Here is a 20334-nt window from a genome sequence, read left to right as displayed (position 1 = left end):
GGGCTTACGACTTAGGCGAGCCTAACTTCCTTGTTCCCGGGTGTCACTGCCTCCGCCAGGTGTGTGCGCATGCTGCGGGCGGGACGTCCGGTCACGCGTGTGACGGTGTCGGTGGTGCGGTCCTCCGCCCCCTCGGCGATGGCCAGATCCATGCCGGCGAGCGCGGCGGCGAAGTCGGGCGGCACCTGGGCGGACAGGTGGTCCCGCATCTGCTCGTACGTCAACGCGCTGTGGGTGACGGCACGCCCGCTCACCTCGGTGATCAGATGCGCGACGTCGGAGTAGCTGAGCGCCTCGGGGCCCGTGAGCACCAGGTCGGTGTCCGGGCTGCGGGCGTCGGTCAGCGCGCGGACGGCGACGGCCGCGATGTCCTCGGCGTCGACGAAGCCGACGCGCCCCTCGCCCGTGGCGGTCCGGATCACGCCCTCCGCGCGGATGGTGGCGGCGTGCAGATGGTCGCCGGTGAAGTTCTGCATGAACCACGAAGGCCGCAGGACCGCCCACTCGTCGAAGGAGGAGGGCAGCATCTCGTGGACCTGTCCGACCGCCGGCCCTCCGGCGGCGATCGCCGAGGTGCTGAGCAGCACGGCGCGGCGTACTCCGCTCGCGCGTGCCAGCTTGAGGAACGGGCGCACCACGGCAGCCGGTTCGGTGGACCCGACGGGCGGCAGCAGGTAGACGCGGTCGGCTCCACGCAGCGCCTCCTGGTGGGTGCCGGGTTCGTACCAGTCGAAGCGGACGGCTTGTGCGCCGTGCACCGGGGCCGCTCGGCGGCCGGCCGCCCTGACGTGGTGCCCTTCCGCGACGAGGCGCGCTGCCACGCGGCTGCCGGTGGTGCCGGTGGCGCCGATGACCAGGACGGCGGGCCGCGCGTCGGGGTGGGTGTCCTGCGAGGTCATCGGGTCCTCCGGGAAAAGTCGGCCGCGCCGTCCTGCGGGAGGTCCAGCGGATTCCAGTAGTCGCGGTAGTGCGTGATGCGGCCGTCCACGGCCGTCACCACGGCGATGTAGGTCATGTCGAAGGGGGCACCGCTGCTCACCAGCCGTCCCACCCCCCGCATCTCGACGACGACGGTGTCCGGTTCGCCGGTCTCGTGGAGGTGCACGTGCGGGAAGGCGTGGAGGTCGATGTGGTCGGGGTAGTGGCGCATGTAGTCGGCCACGGCGGCCTTGCCTTCCAGCCGCCGGGACCACCCGTCGGGCGCGAACGGGAACTCGAAGACGCCGTCGTCGTCCCACAGGTCGACCCAGGCGGCGATGTTCTTCTCCAGCAGGAGTCGCAGGCCGTGGCGGAAGAGATCCGCAGGACGCGGATGCGTGGGCATGGGTGTTCCCTCCGGGATAGAATGCGGACCCTTGGTCCGTTTCCGTCGACGACTATACGGACCGAGGGTCCGCTTAAGCAACTGGAGGAGACCCGTGCCCGAGCGCAAGCCCCGCGCCGACGCCGCCCGCAACCGGGAAGCCGTACTCGAGGCGGCCGACCGGCTCATCGCGAACCGCGACAGACCCGCGCAGGTGACCATGGCCGACATCGCGGCAGCGGCCGGCGTCGGCAAGGGCACCCTCTTCCGCGGCTTCGGGGACCGGACCGGTCTGATCCACGCGCTCTTCGAGGCCCGTCTCGAACCGGTGCGCCAGGCCGTCACCGAGGGGCCGCACCCGCTCGGCCCCGCCACCCCGCCCCGGGAGAGGGCCCTCGCCCTGCTGGACGCACTCCTGTGCTTCAAACTCGACCACCGGCACCTGTCGCTGGCGCTGGAGGAGGCCGCGTCCGACAGCCCCTACGGCGCCGCACACTACGACTGGTGGCACGCCACGCTCAGCGGCGTACTGGAGCGGCTTCCCGGCTTCACGGGTAGCGACTTCGCCGCACACGCGCTGCTCGCCGCGGTCCGCGCCGACCTCGTCGACCACCTGGCCGGCAGGCAACAGCTGTCCCGCGAGCGACTGCGGGCACAGCTCGCCGACTTCGCCGGGCGCGTGCTGGGCGGCCCGGCACCGGACGGGGCGACGGGCGGCGCCGTATCAGCGGGCGGCGCCGGACCCCACTGACGGCAGGCAATGGGGTGCGCGCCAGGCGTCCAGCCTGCGCTCCACCGACGCGCCCAGCGACAGGAGCTTCCCGTCCTGGTGGTCGCCGGCCATCAGCAGCAGCCCCACGGGCAGTTCGCCCACGGACCCGGCGGGCACCGACAGCGACGGGTATCCGGCGACGGCCGCGGGGGTGGAGGACGGGATCACGCCGTTGTCGCCCCGCGCACAATCGGTCGTCCAGGCGGGCGGGTTCGCCGGAGAGGCGAGGGCGTCCAGGTGGTGGGCGGCCATGGTCTCGTCGAGGGAGCGCCGGGAGAGGTCCTCCAGCTCGGCCCGCTTCGCCCGGTACTCCGGGTCGGTGGTGGGCGGTGCGGCCAGCGCCTGTTCCTACAGCTCCTGCCCCGCGAAGCAGGTGCGCTCCGCCGGGTGGGTGCGGTCGAACTCGATCAGCTCGGCGAGGTCGGAAGGCCCGTCGCGGGTGGCGAGGTAGGCGTTGATGTCCCGGTGGAACTCGCTGAGCAGCGCAGGGAACTCGAGTTCGGCCAGTCGGTCCTGGTAGGGCGGGGTCACCTCGACGACCTCGGCCCCGGCGGCGCGCAGCCTCTCGGCCGTACGGCTCATCACCGCGTCCACCTCGGAGCCCAGCGACGGCAGCCGCCACAGGCCGATCCGCTTGCCGCGCAGCCCGCCGGGGTGCGTCGGCTCGGCCTCGCGGTCGCCGAGGACGCCGCCCGACGCGTGGCCCGACCGGGCGGTACCCCCGTCGCTCCCCGCGTCGTTGCCGTCCCTCTCGCCGCTGAGTACCGAGAGGGTGAGCGCCGTGTCGGTCACGTTGCGGGCCATGGGCCCCGCGGTGTCCTGCTCGGCGGAGATCGGCACCACGCCGGACCCGCTGACCAGTCCGAGGCTGGGCTTGTGGCCGACGACGCCGTTCATCCCCGCCGGGCAGACGATGGAACCGTCCGTCTCGGTCCCGACCGCCACCTGGGAGAGCGACGCGGCGAGCGCAGCGGCCGACCCGGAGGAGGAGCCGCACGGGTTCCGGTCGAGTACGTACGGGTTGTGGGTCTGGCCGCCGGCGGCCGACCAGCCCGAGGTCGGCTTCCCGGCACGGAAGTTGGCCCATTCGGACAGGTTGGTCTTGCCGAGGATCACCGCTCCGGCCTCCCGCAGCCGGGTCACCAGCGCGGCGTCGGTCCTCGGCGGATGCTTCGCCAGCGCCAGCGACCCCGCGGCCGTCGCCAGGCCCCGGGTGTTCACGTTGTCCTTGAGGAGGACGGGGATGCCGTCCAGCGGGCCGCGGGCCCTGCCGTGCCGGTGCCGTGCGTCGCTGGCGGCCGCCTGCCGCAGGGCCGTCGGGTCGGTGCGGAGCACCGCGTCGATCGTGGGGTCGATGCGTTCGATCCGCCGCAGTCCGACGCGCTGAACGCGTCCACCGACCAGGCCGTGGACGCCGCGGGCCTCCACCCCGACGCCGCGGGACACCAGGCCATGCCCCGGGCGGTACTGGCGGCCGTACGGCGCTGACCGTCCCGCCGACCGCGCTCGGCCTTCGTCGGGTGCGCGGAAGAGCACGCACGCGTGAGGGTGGCTCCACCGGGTGAGGGCCACCCTCCCACGTGTGTGCCCACTGCTCGTGGGACGGGTCTTGACCGAAGCCCCAGGGAGGTCTAGGTTCCTCGCACCTCCAGAGGTACATCGATTAACCACTCGTTAACCGCCTGGTTGGAGACCTTCCACTGTGCGCTCGTCCCCGCTGACCCGACGCGGCCTCCTGGCCGCAGGCTGCGGCCTCGCCGCGACCACCCTCCCCGCCCTGTCCGGCTGCTCCGCGCTGGCCGCCTCGGAAGGGGCCCCCGACACACTCGTCGTGCACAGCCAGCTGGGCACCACGGCTCCGGGCTCCGCCACCTATCTGCGGGCGCTCGACCGCTTCCGCGCCGAGAACCCCGGGCTGAAGGTCAAGAACCTGGTCAACGGCGACGACCTCGCGCAGGTCTACGAGACCGCGCGCCTGGCCCGCAAGGAGCCGGACGTCGTCATGGTCAACCTCTACGACAAGACGCTGGCGTGGACCGACGTCGGCGCCACCGTCGACGTCAAGGGCTACCTGGACGACTGGGGGCTGCGCGAGCGGGTACTGCCCCAGGCGCTCGCGGCGTGGACCGACGGCCGAGACAGGCTGCGCGCCTTCCCGTACTTCGCCACCAACTGGCCCGTGGCCTACAACAGGGCGCTGCTGGATAGGGCGGGCGTGACGGAGATACCGGCCACGGGCGACGAGCTGATCCGCGCCGCGCGCAAGCTGCGTGCCAAGGGGACCGCGCCCGTGACCGTCGGCGGCAACGACTGGACAGGTCAGAAGCTCCTCGCCCAGATCATCCAGACCTTCCTCACCGAGGACGAGGCCCGGCACGCCTACTCGAGCGGGGACTTCGGGAGCAGGGGCGCGCGGCAGGGCATCGACTACTTCGTCGAACTGCGCGACTCCGGCGTCTTCACCGACAAACCGCAGGGCCTCACCTCGGACTCGATGATGACGCAGTTCAATACGCAGACCGCGGCGATCGAGTCGGCGATGTCCTCGGCGCTCGCCGAGGTGCCCGAGCGGGTGGCGCGCCACACGGACGTCGGCGGCTGGCCCCTGGCCGACGGAGCCGTCCACGACAAGCCCACCATCCTGCGCTCCTACACTCTCATCGGGTTCTGGGTCAGCCCCAACGGCACGAAGAAGATCGACGCCGTGGAGAAGTTCCTCCGCTTCATGTACAGGGCCGACACCGTCTCCGCGTTCATCACCGAGAGCGGCCGCGACATGGCCGTGCGCTCCGACGCGCTGAGCACCGACTTCCCCCTCGTGGCCGCGGCGCAGCGGCTGGGCTCCGACGTCGGCCAGGCACTGCTGCCCGACGTGTACGTGCCGCCCACAGCCAACCAGCCGCTGATCACCGCGACCAGCACGTCCTTCACCCGCGGTGTGAGCGCCGCCCGGGTACGTGCCGCGCTCGAAGCCGCGTACCGCTGAGCATGAGCCCGCGCCCCGCCTCCGCTCCCCCACGTCCCGAGCCCCAGCCCACGGGAGACACCCCATGACGACGCTGACGCCGACACCCGGCGCGGCAGAGCCCGGCCTGACCGGTGCGCCGCCCCGCACCGCCGGGCGCCGCCCACGGCCCCGCCCGCGCAAGCAGGGCGGAACGATCCTCGCCGTGCCCGCACTGGTGTGGTACCTGGTCTTCATGGTCGGCCCGATGGTGGCCATCTTCGTGATCGCCGCACTGCGCTGGCCCGGCATGCTCCAGCCGGTCTCCTTCGCGGGACTCGGCAACCTCCGCGCGGTGCTCGACGACCCGGTCTTCTGGGCCGCCGTGCGCAACACCGCCGTCCAACTCGCCGTGGCCCTGCCCCTCATGATCGTGTGCGCCTACATGGTGGGCTACTACGTGGCGCAGCGGCCACCGGGACACCGCGTCATCCGCTACCTGCTGTTCGTACCCGGGCTGATCTCCACCCCGGCGAAGGCCATGGTCTTCTACGCCGCGCTCTCCCCCGACGGGCTGCTCAACGGCGCGCTCGAATCCGCGGGGCTCTCCTCGCTCACCGACGCCTGGCTCGCCTCCCCCTCCACCGCGCTGGCCTGCCTCATCGCGCTGGACGTCTGGGCCGGGATCGGTTTCACCGCGGTGCTGTTCGCCGCGCGGCTGGGCAGCGTGCCGGACGAGCTGGGAGAAGCCGCGCAGCTGGACGGCGCCGGGCACTGGCGGACGATGTGGCGGGTCCACTTCCCCGTCATCCGCGACTACGTGGGCGTGGTCACCATGTTGCAGTTCCTGTGGACGCTCTTCGGGTCGGCGCAGCACGTGCTGCTGCTCACCCAGGGCGGCCCCGGCAGCTCCTCCACCACGCTGTCGTTCCTCGTCTACCAGAAGGCGTTCATCGCGGCCGACCTCGGCTACAGCCAGACCGTCGGCGTCATCCTCTTCCTGGCCGGGCTCGCCGGACTGCTGACCATCCGCCGCCTCTTCCGGCAGAACTACTGATCGGACGCACCATGAAGTTCGGCAAACGCTGGATACCCGCACACCTGCTGGTGTGGAGCTACGCGGTGCTGCTGCTCGTGCCGCTGTACTACTTCCTCGCGTCGGCGTTCAAGAGCAACGAGGAGATCTTCGCGCACCCGTTCGCACTGCCGGACTCCTTCGGCCTCGGCAACTTCTCCACGGCCTTCAGCAGCGCCGACCTCGGGCTCGCCGTCGTCAACTCGGCGCTGGTCACCAGCGTCGCGCTGGTGCTGACGCTGGCGCTCGCGCTGCCCGCCGCCTTCGCCCTCGCCCGGTCGACGGGCCGCCTGGCCTCGGCGGTGGAGAAGGTCTTCTCGCTGGGGTTCCTCATCCCGACCTTCGCCGCCCTCTTCCCCACCTTCCTGCTGGCCGCGGCGACCGGTCTCTTCCACACCCGTACGTTCATGGTGCTGTTCCTGCCCGCGACGGCGATGCCGCTCTCGGTCGTCATCCTGATCCAGTTCATGCGGACCGTTCCCCGGGAGATGGAGGAGGCCGCACGGATGGACGGGGCCTCCACGTACGCGGTGCTGCGCCACGTCTACGCGCCGATGTGCCTGCCGGGCATCGCGACGGTCCTGCTGCTGAACTTCCTCACCTTCTGGAACGAGTACCTGTACTCCCTGGTGATCATCGGCCCCGACCCGGCCCAGCGCACCGTCCAGGTCGCCCTTCCGACGCTCAAGGCCATCACCGGCACCGACTACGGCGTCCTCACGGCGGGAACGGTGCTCACCCTCGTCCCCGTCTGGATCGTCTACACGGTGCTCCAACGGCGCATGCAGCAGGCCCTCGTCAGCGGGGCGGTGAAGATGTGAGCGCGCCCACCGGACAGCCTCCCGCCAAACGCCCCACCATCAAGGCGGTGGCGGCCGCGGCCGGGGTGTCGACCGCCGCCGTCTCGCAGGCCTTCAACGACAAGGGCCGCCTGGCCGAAGCGACCCGGCAGCGCATCCTGGCGACGGCCCTCGAGCTGGGCTGGTCGCCCAACGCGCCGGCCGCCGCACTGCGCAGCGCGCGCACCCGTACCCTCGCGCTCGTCGTGCGGCGCCCCACCGACGTACTGGGCGCCGACCCGCACTTCAGCGAACTCATCACCGGCATCGAGGGCGAGCTGTCGCCCCGCGGCTACGGACTCCTCCTCCACCTGGTCGCCGGAGTGCGCGAAGAGACCGCCCTCTACCAGCGATTCGCCGCCGAGGGGCGGGTCGACGGCGCCCTCCTCACCGACGCCCGCGCCGACGATCCCCGCCCCGCGCTGGTGGCCCGCCTGCGGCTGCCCGCCGTGGTGCTCGGGCCGCCCGACGCGGCAGGCCCCGTGCCGAGCGTCGGCCTGGGCCGGCAGGGCGCGGGCGTGGAGGAGGTGGTGGCACACCTGGCCGGACTCGGGCACCAACGCATCGCCTACGTGGCGGGTCCCGCCGAGCTGCACCACACACGGCTGCGGCGCGACGCCTTCGAGACGGCCTTGAAAGCGGCCGGGCTGCGGCCGTGGGCCGTGCTGCACACCGACTTCACCGAGGTGTCGGCCACGGCCACGACCGAGGCGCTGCTGGCCGCCCCCGACCGGCCCACCGCGATCGTCTACGCCAACGACTCCATGGCCGTGTGCGGCGCCGGTGCCGCACAGCGCGCCGGCCTGCGCGTGCCCGAGGACCTGTCCGTCGTCGGCTACGACAACCTGCCGCTCGGCCGCTGGCTGCATCCCCGGCTGACCACGGTCGACCAGCAGGTGCAGCGGGTCGGCGGCGCGGCCGCCCGCGCCCTGCTCGCCCGCTGCGGCGAGGACGTGGCCGCACCGGTACTGGAGGACCGGCCACGGCTGGTCGTCCGCGAGTCCACAGGACCCGCACCCGGCTGACCACCTGCCCGCCACCGAGCCACCGGAACCACCCACCGCACCACGAGGACGAGAAGGACCATGCGACGCCACAGCGCCCGACTCACCCACGACCCCGCCGTCCTGCCCTGGCTCGGCGCCAACTTCTGGTCGCGCACCGGCGGGCCGCTGATGTGGCGCGACTACTGTCCCAAGACGGTCCGCGAGGAGCTGCGGGTCCTGCGCGAGCACGGATTGAACATGACCCGTTCGTTCTTCTACTGGCCCGACTTCCACCCCGAACCGCACCGCGTCGACGAGGCGCTGTGCGGCCACTTCACCGACTTCCTCGACGCGCACACCGAGGCGGGCATGGCAACGGTGCCCACCTTCATCGTCGGGCACATGTCCGGCGAGAACTGGGACCCGGCCTGGCGCGGCGGCCGCGACCTGTACGAGGACGTGTGGATGGTGGGCAGGCAGGCATGGTTCGTCTCCGAGATGACCCGCCGCTTCAAGGACCACCCCGCGGTGACCGGCTGGCTGATCACCAACGAGATGCCGGGGTACGGCCGCGTGTACCAGGTCGATCCGCCCTCCTGCGAGGTCGTCACCGCCTGGGCACAGGCGATGTGCAACGCCGTGCGGGCGGCGGGCGGCACCCAGCCGGTCTCCCTCGGGGACGGCGCGTGGGGCATCGAGGTCACCGGACGGGACAACGGCTTCTCCCTGCGGGAGACCGCCGAGTACGTCGACTTCGTCGGACCGCACGTCTACCGCTCCGACACCGACCGCGCCCGCCAGCACCACCGCGCGGCCTTCGAGTGCGAACTGGCCGCCGTCACCGGGCAGCCCGTCGTCCTGGAGGAGTTCGGCGTCTCGACGGACACCGTCTCCGCCCGCAACGCGGGTGTCTACTACCGGCAGACGCTGCACACCTCGCTGCTGGGCGGCGCCACCGGCTGGATGGCGTGGAACAACACCGACTACGACGACCTGTGGGACCGCGCCCCCTACGACCACCACCCCTTCGAGATGCACTTCGGCATCACCGACCGCACCGGGGCACCCAAGGAACCGCTGCGGGAACTCGCCGCGTTCGCCGACACGCTGGAAGCGGTCGACTTCGCCCGCTGCCGCCGCACGGACGCGGACGCCGCCCTGGTCGTGCCCGCCTTCCTGGAGCGCGACTACCCCTACAGCCGTCCCGCCGACCGCCCGCTGATCTTCACCTCGCTGCACCAGAGCTACGTGAGCGCACGCGCCGCCGACCTGCCCGTGGGCTTCACCAGGGAGGCCGACGGGCTCACCGGAGAGGCCACCCTGTACCTGCTGCCGGCGACCCGGCAGTTCACCACCCGCACCCGGCGGGCGCTCCGGCGCCGGGCAGAGGAGGGAGCGACGGTCTACCTCTCGTTCTGCTCCGGCGAGCACCCGGGCACCCGCGGGCCCTGGTTCGACGACCTCGACGGCCTCTTCGGCGTGGAACTCCAGCTGTCCTACGGGGTCGCCGAACCCATCGAGGACGACGAGCTGGAGATGACGTTCACCCAGGACTTCGGCTCCCTGGCCGCCGGTGACGTGCTGCGCTTCCCCGTCGCCGGCAACGAGGACAGCCGGGCTTACCTGCCCGTCGTCCCGCGCGGAGCCCGCGTGGTGGCCGTCGACGCACACGGCAGGCCCGCACTGCTGGTGCACGAGACGGGGGCCGGGCGTACCGTCCTGGCCACCTACCCGCTGGAGCACATGGCCGCCCGCACCGCCCGCGTCAACCCCGAGGACACGCACCGCCTGTACGCGGCGCTCGCTCACGTCGCGGGGATCCACCGCCCCGTGACGGTCGACGACCCGTACGTCGGCGCCGACGTCATCGTCCACGAGGACGGACGGCGCTTCGTGTGGCTGATCAGCCAGTGCGACGAGGAGCGCACCGTCCGCCCGGCCGCCGACGGCACCCTGCACGACCTGCGCTCCGGCGCCCCGGAGCCCGCGGTGACGCTCGCCCCCTGGGGCGTGCGGGTGCTGGAGCTGAGGTGAGCGGGCCCCGCTACCGTGACCCGTCCGCGCCGGTGCCCGAGCGGGTGCGCGACCTGCTCGCGCGCATGACGCTGAGGGAGAAGGTCGGCCAGGTCAACCAGCGCATGTACGGCTGGCACGCCTACACCCGTATGCCCCAGGGACACCGGATCAGCGACGCCTTCCGCGCCGAGGTCGCCGCCTACGACGGCATGGGCGCCCTCTACGGACTCCAGCGCGCGGACGCCTGGTCCGGCGTCGGCCACGCGGACGGCATCACGGCCGCTGACGCGGCCGGCGTGGCCGACGCGGTGCAGCGGCACGTCGTGGAGAACACCCGCCTGGGCATCCCGGTGCTCCTGGTGGAGGAGGTGCCCCACGGCCACCAGGCGCTGGACGGCACGGTCCTGCCCGTCAACCTGGCCGTGGGCGCCACCTGGGACCCCGAGCTGTACGAGGCGGCCGCCGCCGGAGCCGGGGCCGAACTGCGCGGCCGCGGCGGCCATGTGGCCCTCGTCTCCGCCCTCGACCTCGTCCGCGATCCGCGCTGGGGCCGTACAGAGGAGTGCTTCGGCGAGGACCCGTACCTGGCCGCGCGGTTCACCGAGGCCCTCGTACGCGGCATGCGCACGGCGGGCGCGGCCGTCGTACTCAAACACTTCGCGGGCCAGGGCGCGACGCTCGGCGGCCGCAACAGCGCGGCGACCGAACTCGGCGCACGCGAACTCCACGAGATACACCTGGTGGCGGCCAGGGCCGGTATCCGGGCGGGCGCCGCGGGGGTGATGGCGGCCTACAACGAGTTCGACGGAATGCCCTGCGTCGCCAACCGCGAGCTGCTGACGGACCTGCTGCGGCGACGGTGGGGCTTCGACGGCCTCGTCATGGCGGACGGTACCGCCATCGACCGCCTGGTCAGGCTCACGGGCGACCCGGTCGCCGCCGGCGCGCTGGCGCTCGAAGCCGGGTGCGACCTGAGCCTGTGGGACACCTGCTTCCCCCGTCTCGCCGAGGCCGTCGCCCGCGGCCTGGTCACCGAGCAGGCCCTGGACGGTGCCGTGGCCCGGGTACTGACGCTGAAGTTCCGGCTCGGCCTGTTCGAGCAGTCCCCAGCCCGGGAAGCGCCGCCGGAACACCTCCCGCCCCCGCACCCGCCGCTACGGGGGCTGAGCGAGCGCCTCGCCCGCGCCTCGGTCACGCTGCTCGCCCACGACGGGCGGACCCTGCCGCTCACCGAACGGGCGCGCCGGATCGCCGTCCTGGGACCGGGCGCCGACTCCCTCCCCCAGCAGCTCGGCGACTACACCGCCCCACAGAGGCCCGGAGTCGGTCACACGGTCCTGGACGGCATCCGCGCGGCCGCACCGCCCGGCACCGACGTCACCCACGCACCCGGTTGCCGGCTGGTCGGCGCCGACCTCGGCGGTGTCCCGCGCGCCGTGGCACTGGCGGCGGACGCGGACGTCGCCGTCCTCGTCCTGGGCGGATCCAGCGCCCGAGGCGAGGACACCGCCTTCGCAGCCAACGGCGCCGCACTGCCGCCGACGAGCGACCTGTCGGGCACCACCGCGGGCGAAGGCACCGACCTCGCGGACCTGCGGCTGCCCGCCGGCCAGCAAGAACTGCTGCGGGCCGTGGCGGCCACGGGGGTGCCCGTCGTCGTGGTCCTGATCCAGGGCCGGCCGCACGCACTGCCCGAGCTGTCCGGCACGGTGGGGGCCCTGCTGAGCGCCTGGTACCCGGGCCCCTGGGGCGGGCGCGCCCTCGCCGACGTACTGTTCGGCACGGCCGGCCCCGAAGGGCGCCTCCCGGTCTCCGTGCCCCGCTCGTCGGCCCAACTCCCCGCCTACTACAACGGCAAGGACCACGGCTACCGCGGCTACGTCGACCAGAGCGCCCGCGCCCGCCACGCCTTCGGCCACGGCCTGTCCTACACCACGGTCGGCTACGCGCCACCCCGGCTGTCCCGCTCCCGCGTCACCACCGACCGCCCGTTTCTGACGTGCCGTGTCACCGTGCACAACACCGGTGAACGGCCCGTACGCGAGACGGTGCAGCTGTACGTACGGCGCGTGTGGGGCGGCTCGTCGTGGCCGCGCACCCGCGAACTGCGCGGCTTCACCCGGCTCGCCCTCGCGCCCGGGCAGGCGGCGGAAGCCGTCTTCGAGATCGGCCACGAGACGCTGGCATCGATCGGCCGCGACCTCGAACCGGCCGTCGAGCCCGGCGAACTCGCCCTGGAGACAGGGCCTTCGTCCGACCGCACACAGGAAGTACGGCTGCTCGTCGAAGCGGAGCCCGTCCGCGAACCGCGGCCAAAGCGGCGGGCGACTGACGAGAAGGGGCCCCGTCACCCCCAGGAGGGAGGTGCCTGCCCGAACGGGGGAACGTGACCCCGTATCGCCCCTCGGCCCGCGCGCCGTGACCAGGATGCGGGCCATGGCACCTCTTCGTCTCCGCTCCCTCGCCCGGCTGTCCCTGCCCCTGGTCGTGGCCGCACAGGCACTCGTGGGCACGGCCGCGGCAGCCGCAGCCCCGGCGCACGACGGTTGCGCACAGCAGTCCTGCGGCCGCTCCGTCGTCGTGGCCCCGCTCTCCCAGGAACCGCCGAGCACGGGCCCGTGCACCAGCCCCGAGAAGGTCGTGTGCATGATCCGGGCCGAGACCCCGCAAGAACGGGCGGAGTCCCGCGAGACCCGCATGCGCTACCACGCGCTGCTCGGCGAGATGGACCGCAAGGAGTGCGCCATGCGGGCCGAGGGCCGCTCCGAGGAGGACATCGCCCGCACGCTGGTGCGCATGCGCAACGACGCCAAGGACATCACGCGCGCCGGCATGTCCTCCGAGGAGGTGAAGCGGCTCGAAGAGCGCAACCGGGACAAGTACGGCAACCCGCTCGGCCCGACAGCCGACCAGCTCCACGCCAAGTACGGCTCCTGGAAGGCGGTCAGCGACGCCGCGACCCGCAGCAGCGAAGCCGTCGACAGCGAACTCGGCCTCGCGTACCGGCCGTGCCCCTGCGAGGCGGCTCGTGCGGACGCGGAGCCGAGTGCGGACATGGAGTCCCGTACGCACGCGGAACGGGCTCCGGACGCGGGCCCGGCTTCGTCGGAGGCGGTCGGCGCGGGCGTCTGAGCACGTGCGCGCCCGGCGGCACGGCACGCCGTACGTGCTCGCCGCCCCGGGTCTCGATCCCGGACGGAAGCCGACCGGGATCGACACCAGTCGGCTCCCGTCCTCCCACAGCTGTGCGGCGCCGTCGCGGCACCCGGCAGGATGGGACCGTGCCGAAGAACCCTCCGGAATCGATACAGCACCTGCACCGGCGCCGGAACCGCCGCGCCCGCGCACGCTCGCCCCACGCGGACGCCATCCGGGTGCCGGCCGGACTCGTCGTCCTCGTCGGCCCACCAGCCTGGGGCAAGACCAGCTTCGTTCGGGCGCTGCTCGCGCGCCGTCAGATCGACGCGGAAGCCGGGGTGTCCAGCGACGAGATCCGCGCTGAGCTCTTCGGCGCCTCGCCCGCACAAGCGGAATCCGACGCGGCGGAGGCACAGGTCTTCGAGGAGCGCGACCGCAGGATCGTCGCCCGGCTCGCCACCGGACGGACAGCAGTCGCCGAGTCGACGAACGTCACGCCGCGGGCACGCGCACGGATCATCGCCATCGCCAGGCGCTTCGACGCCCCGGTGGCCATGCTGCGCTTCGACCCGGACGTCACCGACCTCCTCCAGCAGTACGGCGAGCGAGGCCGCACCGACCTCACCTGCGCGGACGTCCGCGCCTACGCCGCCGTCATGACCCGGGACGCCGGGGCCGGCCGGCTCCGGTCCGAGGGCGCGACCACCGTCCACGACGTCCCCGGACGCCGCCAAGGGACCACGCCCGCCGAAGCCGCGGCACGCTTCTCCTTCGCCTGACACCCGACGACGGGGGCCGGACTGCCGAGGAGTCGAAGACGCCGTGAGTACAGGCCGCTCACGCGCGGGGCCGCGTCTGATGGACCCGGTAACGGGAGGATCCGCGCCCACCGCCCGTCAGCCGGCGACACACCCCGACCGACGAGTGGATCATCTCCGCGAAACCGCCTAGGCCGAAAGAGCGGGACGGACCACGCCTTTGTGCCGATGCCCGCGCGCGGCGCGGGCCCGCACGATGGCCACCATGTCAACCACACCCTCACCCTCGATACCCGGGGCCGGAGCCGGGAACGGGACCGGCGGCGACGCCGGGTCCCGGAGCGCCTCCGGTACTGTCGTCGCGGCCGAGACCCGGCACGCTCCAGGGCACGCGGCGGGTCCTGACACGCGGCCTCGGCCCGGGCCCGCCTCGCGCGCGTGGGCCGTCGTGCTGGCCTCCAGCATCGGTCAGTTCCTCGTCGTCCTCGACGTCTCGGTCGTCAACGTCGCGTTGCCGAGCATGCGCGAGGGGCTGGCGCTGAGCGGCACGGCGTTGCAGTGGGTCGTCAACGCCTACGCACTGACCTTCGCGGGCTTCCTGCTGCTGGGCGGGCGGGCCGCCGATCTGTTCGGGCGCAAGCCGGTCTACCTCGCGGGGCTGGGTCTGTTCACCGCGGCCAGCCTGGTGGGCGGCCTGGCGCAGACCGCGGAGATGCTCGTCGCGGCGCGTGCCGCACAGGGGATCGGCGCCGCAGTCCTCGCCCCCGTCACCCTCTCGCTGCTGACCTCCACCTTCCCTGAAGGGCCGGCGCGCACACGGGCGATCGCCACCTGGACGGCCGTGGGGACGGCCGGTGGTGCGGCAGGCGGCCTGGTCGGCGGGGTGCTGACGGACCTGCTGTCGTGGCGTTGGGTGCTGCTGGTCAACGCGCCGGTCGGGGCCTTGGTCGTCGCGGTCGTCGTGTTCGGGCTGCGGGAGCGTGGCGAGCGGGACGGCCGACGGGGTCTGGACCTGCCGGGTGCCGCTCTGGTGACGGTGGGGGTCGCGGCCCTCGCCTACGGGGTCGGGCAGACGGAGTCGCACTCGTGGACGGCTGCCGGCGTGGTGGCGCCGCTGGCGGGCGGGCTCCTCGCGCTGGCCGCCTTCGTCGCGGTGGAGGCACGCTCCGCCGCGCCGCTCGTGCCGCTGCGGCTGGTGCGGCTGCGTGCCGTGGCGGCCGGGAACGTGGTGACCCTCGTCGCGATGACCGGCGCCTTCGCGATGTGGTACTTCCTCTCGCTGTACATGCAGAACGTGCTCGGCTACTCGGCGATCCGGGCCGGGCTGTGCTTTCTGCCGCACACCGCGGCGGTCATCGCCGGGTCCAAGGCCGCGCCCTGGCTGATGAACCGGTTCGGCACCCGTCTGATGGTGGCCGCGGGCGGCGTGGTGGCGACGGCGGGGTTCGCCTGGCAGGGGCTCGTCCTGACGGCCGAGGGCACCTTCTGGGGCAGCCTGCTGGGCCCCGGAGTCCTGATGGCGGGCGGCATCGGCCTGTTGATGACGCCGCTGACGGACGCGGCGACGACCGGGGCCGCAGTCCGCGAGGCGGGGGTGGTGGCCGGGCTGGTCAACACCTCGCGGCAGATCGGCGGCGCGCTCGGGCTGGCCGTCCTGGGCGCCGTCGTCGCGGCCACGGCCCCGCACGGCGCCCGCCCTTCGCCCGGCGAACTCGCCGACGGCTACGCGGCCGCGTATCTGGCGGCGGCCGCGCTCACGGCCCTCTCGGTGCTGCTCGTCGGGCTGCTGCCGCGCGCCGCCGGGCCCGCGCGCGCAGTGAGCGGGAAGTGAGTGCGGTCGGCGGGCGCTGACAGCTCGTCAGCGCCCGCCGACACGACGACCGCCAGGCCGCTGTGGCTGGTGCGTGGGGCCCGGGGACGCCGCGTGCGGCACGAGCAGCGCGGAGGCCCCCGCGTGCGCCGGAGGCGGTCCGTCAGGCGAGGCGGCCGATACCGCCGTACCAGGAGACCTCGGCGTGGGAGGGGCGCTCGGCTTCCGGCACGGTGGAACGCCAGTCGGAGACCACCTGGATGCCGGGGTCGACGAGCTCGAAGCCGTCGAACAGGTCTGCCAGCGCCGTGCGGTCGCGCAGAGTGAGGGGGACGCCCTGGGCGCGGTAGGCGGTCTGGACACCGAGCGCCGTGCTGGGGGAGATCTCAGCGGTGGCGTGCGAGAGGACGAGCATGCTGCCGGGGGCCAGCGCCCCCCTCAGCTGCTCGACGACGCCGGCGGGATCCTCCTCGTCGGACAAGAAGTGCAGGATCGCCACCGCGAGCACCGCCACCGGCTGGGTGAAGTCGAGCAGGGCCTGCGTCTCGGGATGCTCGATGATCCCGCGGGGGTCACGGATGTCGGTCTGGATGACGGTGGTGCGCTCGTCGGTGCTCAGCAACGCCCTGCCGTGGGCGAGGACGATGGGGTCGTTGTCGACGTAGACGACGCGCGCGGAGGGGTCGTGGGCCTGGGCGACCTGGTGGACGTTGTGCGCGGTGGGCAGACCTGAGCCGATGTCGAGGAACTGGCGTATGCCGGCTTCCTCGACGAGGTACCGCACGGCCCGGCCGAGGAACTTGCGGTTCTCCCTGGCCGCGGTGCGCAGCGTCGGGAAGGCCGACACCGCCTTCTCCGCGGCGCTCTGGTCGGCGGGGTAGTTGTCCTTGCCTCCCAGCAGGTAGTCGTACATGCGGGCCGAGTGCGCCTCCCCGATCCGCAGGCTGGCTCCGCTCGACTCCTGGGCGCCCGCGGCGCCCTCCGCCGCTCCCGGGGCGGTCTCGTCGTGCGTGTTGCCGGTGTGCGTCATAGTTCCTCCGCCGCTCGCTCCAACTCCCGCCACGCGTCGGGCACATGCCCCGCCTGGACGGTACGCAGCCTATCCGGCCCCTGAACGGCCACGATACCGACACCACCACATCCGCCGCGCCCGCGAACGACCCGGCCGGTTCACCCGCGAGAACGCGCGTACGTGGGGCCGGGAGGCGGTTTCTACTGGAGGGTAGGCACGGCCTGGCGCTTGTTATACAGTCCGTCTAACAAGAGGCGTGGGGCGTCTCCGGGCACGCCCCACCCAGACGCCTGCCAGCGGCCGGTCCTCGCACCGCGAGGCCCGGTAGAGGGCGGCCGCCCGTCGGCCGGCATCGGCCAGGACGCACCGGCGGCCGACCGGGAAGGCCCGAGATCCGAACCGAGGAGTCGCAGCATGGCAAGCAGCACCACCCGGCCGGACATTCCCGCGAGCGCCGACCCCGCGAGCACAGACCGGCACGCCGCACACGACGAACACGACGTGGCCCGACGACTGTTGGACTCCTCCGCGAAGCTGTCCTACGACCCCCGGACGGAGGTCGACTGGGACACGCCACTCGACGAGAGCTACCACGGCGCGAGCCCGGAGTGGAGCACGCTGTACGGCACCTCCTACTGGCGTGAGATGACCGAGGCGCAGCGCAAGGAGCTGACCCGCCAGGAAGCCGCTTCGGTGGCCGGCACCGGAATCTGGTTCGAGATCATCCTCCAGCAGATGATCCTGCGCGACGTCTACGCCAAGGACCCCTCCCAGGAGAAGGTCCAGTGGGCCCTGACCGAGATCGCCGACGAGTGCCGGCACTCGATCATGTTCGCCCGCGGCGCCAAGAAGCTGCGGGCCCCCGCCTACCAGCCGCGTTTCCTCGCCCGCGAACTGGGCCGCGCCTTCAAGACCCTCGCGTTCGGCGAGGCCGCCTACGCGGCGATCCTGGTCGCCGAGGAGGTCCTCGACGTCATGCAGCGGGACTGGATGCGGGACGAGCGGGTCGTCCCGTTCGTGCGCACCATCAACAACATCCACGTCGTGGAGGAGTCGCGGCACATGAAGTTCGCCCGCGACGAGACCCGCAAGCGGCTGGCGAAGGCGGGGTGGGTGCGCCGGCAGATCAACGCCTTCGTGATCTCCATCGCCTCCTACGTCATCGTCACCAGCATGGTGAACAAGAAGGTGTACGCCACCGCCGGGCTCGACGAGGAGCGCGCGCTCGCCGAGGCCGGCGCCAACGAGCACCACAAGTCGATGATGCGCTCCAGCTGCGCGGGGCTGATGGAGTTCCTCGCCTCGGCCCGGCTGCTGACCAAACCGGCGCTCGTCTTCTACAAGCGCGCCCACCTGATCTGACCCTCCGCCGACGCAGGCGCCGACAGAACTGGGCCCCATGACCTACGCCATCAGCCAGAACTGCTGCAACGACGCCACCTGCGTGTCCGTCTGCCCGGTCAACTGCATCCATCCGGCCCCCGGAGAGCGGGACTTCGGCAGCACCGAGATGCTGTACATCGATCCCGCCGCGTGCATCGACTGCGGTGCCTGCGCCGACGCCTGCCCCGTGGACGCGGTCTTCCCCGTGGAGAGCCTCACCGGGCCGCAGCGCACGTACGCCCGGATAAACGCCGACTACTACGCGAAGGCACCGACACCGCAGCCGGCCGCCGACAGCCCCAACTTCCACAGCTGGAGCGAGCCGGCCTTCACCCGGACCCTGCCCGCCGACTTCACCGCGCCCCGGGTCGCGATCGTGGGAACGGGCCCGGCCGGCATGTACGCGGCGGAGGACCTGCTGCTGCACACGGCGGCCGAGGTCACGCTCCTGGACCGGCTGCCGGTGGCTGGTGGACTCGTGCGGTACGGCGTGGCGCCCGACCACCCGGCGACGAAGAAGATCGGTGAGACCTTCGCCAGATTCCACCAGCACCCGCGGGTCCGGATGATGCTGGGTGTGGAGGTCGGCGAGCACCTCACCGCGCAGGAGCTGGCCGCCCATCACGACGCCGTCGTCTACGCGGTGGGCGCCCCCGGCGACCGACGGCTGGACATACCAGGCGAGGAGGTGACCGGCAGCATCTCCGCCACCTCGTTCGTCGCCTGGTACAACGCCCACCCCGACATCCCCGCGGACGCGATCGACCTGTCCGCTCCGCGTGTCGTCGTGGTCGGCACCGGGAACGTCGCCCTCGACGTGGCCCGTATCCTCCTCACCGACCCGGAGGAACTGGCCGGCACCGACATCGCCGACCACGCGCTGGAGGCGCTGCGGACCAGCGCGGTGCGCGAAGTGGTGCTGCTGGGGCGCCGCGGCCCCGAGGACGCCGCCTGCACCCGGCCCGAGCTCCTCGCCCTGACCCACCTGCCCGGCGTCCACCTCGTCGTCGACGACCACGACCCCCGCATCGGCCCCGCGATCGAGGAGGCGGGCCCCGAGGACAAGGCGACGCTGCTGAGGGGAATCGACCGCGAGCAGGTCGACTACGCGCAGCCGCCGCACGCCGACAGGCGGCGCCTGGTCTTCCGGTTCCACTCGGCCCCCGCCGAGGTGCGCGCCGACGGAGAGGGCCGGGCCGCACCCGGCGTCGCAGGCGTCCGGGTCACGGGAAGCGCGGGGCACGTGGACATCGGTGCGGGCATGCTGCTGCGGGCCATCGGCTACCGGGGAGCACCCGTGCCCGGGCTGCCGTTCGACGAGAGCGACGGGACGGTTCCGCACGAGAAGGGCCGGGTCGCCGGCTGGCCCGGCACCTACGTGGTCGGGTGGATCAAGCGCGGCCCCAGCGGCGGAATAGGCGCCAACCGCGCCTGCGCGGCCGAGACCGTGGCCACCCTCCTCGACGACGCCGCAAGCGGTGCACTTGCGCGGCCCGCGTACTCGGCCAAGGCGTTCCGGCGCCTGGTACGCCGCCGCAACCGCCACGTGGTGGACGCGCGCGGGCTGGCCGCCATCGACCGTGCCGAGCAGGCCAGGGGCAGCCGCAGCGGCAGGCCGCGCAGCAAGTTCGCCACCGTCCCCGATCTGGTGGCCGCCTCGAAAACGCGCCTCCCCCTCCCCCGCTGACCGGGAGCCGCCCCTCAGCCCGGCATGGTGGCCGGGCGTGAGGGGTCGGTGTGCTGGGGGTGGGGGTGGCGGGGGCCGGGTGTGAGGGCACCCATAGGGGCCAGGTCACATACGAAGCGCCTTCGGATGTCCGAGGGCCCGGGACCGGGAGGGTGGGGTGGAGTGGCGCACGGCGGCCGGTGAAGCGGACGAAGCGGGATAGTACGTCACATAGTTGTCGGGGCGGGGAGCCGGTCCGCAGGGTGGCACCCAGGTCGCGACGAGACCGGGCACACCCGCCCGGAGACGCGGCCGGATGTGTCCCCCCTCGAAAGGCATCCCGCTCGCATGCGTACTGCTCTGCGCAACACCAAGCTGACCACCGGCCTGACCCTCCTGGGCGCCGCCGGCATCGCCACCACCGCACTGGGCGGCACCGCCCACGCCGCCACCGCGCCCCAGGCCAAGCCCGCGGCCCACGCCACCAAGGCCGCCGACAAGGACGACAAGGCCGACAAGGGCGACAAGAAGGCCGACAAGGCCGGCGAGAAGAAGGCCGAGAAGGGCAAGTCCTACCCCGACAACCTGGACGGCTGGATCCGTGAGGCCAAGGCCATCATGGACAAGCACGA

15 protein-coding genes and 2 pseudogenes are annotated in these 20334 nt (G+C 72.9%); 13 read left to right on the top strand and 4 right to left on the bottom strand.

Annotated features, from left to right (window positions below):
• Window positions 1-11 precede the first annotated feature (11 nt).
• The gene (locus DQ392_RS09520) at window positions 12-899 is read right to left on the bottom strand and encodes an NAD(P)H-binding protein (protein ID WP_114015111.1); all 888 of its coding nucleotides are present in this window, start codon (window positions 897-899) and stop codon (window positions 12-14) included.
• Window positions 896-1324: a nuclear transport factor 2 family protein gene (locus DQ392_RS09515; protein WP_114015110.1), complete on the bottom strand. Its 429-nt coding sequence runs from the start codon at window positions 1322-1324 to the stop codon at window positions 896-898. Before DQ392_RS09515 ends, DQ392_RS09520 begins: the two co-directional genes overlap by 4 nt.
• A gap of 94 nt (window positions 1325-1418) precedes the next feature.
• Between DQ392_RS09515 and DQ392_RS09510 the strand changes: the two genes are divergently transcribed.
• Entirely contained in the window at window positions 1419-2054 is a 636-nt protein-coding gene (locus DQ392_RS09510) for a TetR/AcrR family transcriptional regulator (RefSeq protein WP_114015109.1), read from the top strand.
• On the opposite strand, the pseudogene DQ392_RS09505 reads toward DQ392_RS09510, so the two are convergent.
• Window positions 2028-3503 (bottom strand): annotated as a pseudogene (locus tag DQ392_RS09505) (amidase family protein). The gene DQ392_RS09510 and the pseudogene DQ392_RS09505 sit on opposite strands and share 27 nt — an antisense overlap.
• 274 nt (window positions 3504-3777) lie before the next feature.
• On the opposite strand from DQ392_RS09505, the gene DQ392_RS09500 reads away from it, so the two are divergent.
• From DQ392_RS09500 to DQ392_RS09460, 9 genes are all read left to right on the top strand, one after another.
• Complete coding sequence (locus DQ392_RS09500) at window positions 3778-5061, top strand: ABC transporter substrate-binding protein (protein ID WP_114015108.1); 1284 nt, start codon at window positions 3778-3780, stop codon at window positions 5059-5061.
• A gap of 64 nt (window positions 5062-5125) precedes the next feature.
• A complete protein-coding gene (locus DQ392_RS09495) occupies window positions 5126-6076 on the top strand; it encodes a carbohydrate ABC transporter permease (RefSeq protein WP_114015107.1) in 951 nt (316 codons plus the stop codon).
• Between the two features lie 11 nt (window positions 6077-6087).
• Window positions 6088-6915, top strand: a complete 828-nt coding sequence (locus DQ392_RS09490; RefSeq protein WP_114015106.1) for a carbohydrate ABC transporter permease — start codon at window positions 6088-6090, stop codon at window positions 6913-6915.
• Window positions 6912-7958 (top strand): LacI family DNA-binding transcriptional regulator, encoded by a 1047-nt coding sequence (locus tag DQ392_RS09485; protein ID WP_114015105.1) that lies wholly within the window; start codon window positions 6912-6914, stop codon window positions 7956-7958. Before DQ392_RS09490 ends, DQ392_RS09485 begins: the two co-directional genes overlap by 4 nt.
• A gap of 60 nt (window positions 7959-8018) precedes the next feature.
• Window positions 8019-9953, top strand: coding sequence for a cellulase family glycosylhydrolase (locus DQ392_RS09480; RefSeq protein WP_114015104.1), 1935 nt, complete (start codon window positions 8019-8021; stop codon window positions 9951-9953).
• Window positions 9950-12325, top strand: a complete 2376-nt coding sequence (locus DQ392_RS09475) for a glycoside hydrolase family 3 N-terminal domain-containing protein (protein WP_114015103.1) — start codon at window positions 9950-9952, stop codon at window positions 12323-12325. The genes DQ392_RS09480 and DQ392_RS09475 overlap by 4 nt, the downstream gene beginning before the upstream one ends.
• A 46-nt stretch (window positions 12326-12371) precedes the next feature.
• Window positions 12372-13067: a hypothetical protein gene (locus DQ392_RS09470; RefSeq protein WP_342774923.1), complete on the top strand. Its 696-nt coding sequence runs from the start codon at window positions 12372-12374 to the stop codon at window positions 13065-13067.
• Window positions 13068-13216: 149 nt separating this feature from the next.
• Window positions 13217-13852, top strand: a complete 636-nt coding sequence (locus DQ392_RS09465) for an AAA family ATPase (protein WP_245981285.1) — start codon at window positions 13217-13219, stop codon at window positions 13850-13852.
• A gap of 244 nt (window positions 13853-14096) precedes the next feature.
• Entirely contained in the window at window positions 14097-15662 is a 1566-nt protein-coding gene (locus DQ392_RS09460; protein ID WP_114015102.1) for an MFS transporter, read from the top strand.
• A 142-nt stretch (window positions 15663-15804) separates the two neighbouring features.
• On the opposite strand, the gene DQ392_RS09455 is transcribed toward DQ392_RS09460, so the two are convergent.
• Window positions 15805-16671, bottom strand: coding sequence for an SAM-dependent methyltransferase (locus DQ392_RS09455; RefSeq protein WP_114015101.1), 867 nt, complete (start codon window positions 16669-16671; stop codon window positions 15805-15807).
• Between the two features lie 396 nt (window positions 16672-17067).
• On the opposite strand from DQ392_RS09455, the gene DQ392_RS09450 reads away from it, so the two are divergent.
• From DQ392_RS09450 to DQ392_RS09440, 3 genes and pseudogenes are all read left to right on the top strand, one after another.
• Window positions 17068-18015: an AurF N-oxygenase family protein gene (locus DQ392_RS09450; RefSeq protein ID WP_114015100.1), complete on the top strand. Its 948-nt coding sequence runs from the start codon at window positions 17068-17070 to the stop codon at window positions 18013-18015.
• A gap of 37 nt (window positions 18016-18052) precedes the next feature.
• Window positions 18053-19723, top strand: coding sequence for an FAD-dependent oxidoreductase (locus tag DQ392_RS09445; RefSeq protein ID WP_114015099.1), 1671 nt, complete (start codon window positions 18053-18055; stop codon window positions 19721-19723).
• Window positions 19724-20050: 327 nt separating this feature from the next.
• Window positions 20051-20334 (top strand): annotated as a pseudogene (locus DQ392_RS09440) (transglycosylase SLT domain-containing protein); the annotation flags it as partial.

This window comes from Streptomyces reniochalinae (assembly GCF_003323735.1).
In the GTDB taxonomy this organism is placed as follows: Bacteria; Actinomycetota; Actinomycetes; order Streptomycetales; family Streptomycetaceae; genus Streptomyces; species Streptomyces reniochalinae.
The sequence above is the reverse complement of the archived record's forward strand: the minus strand, read 5'-3'. Positions and strand labels throughout refer to the sequence as shown.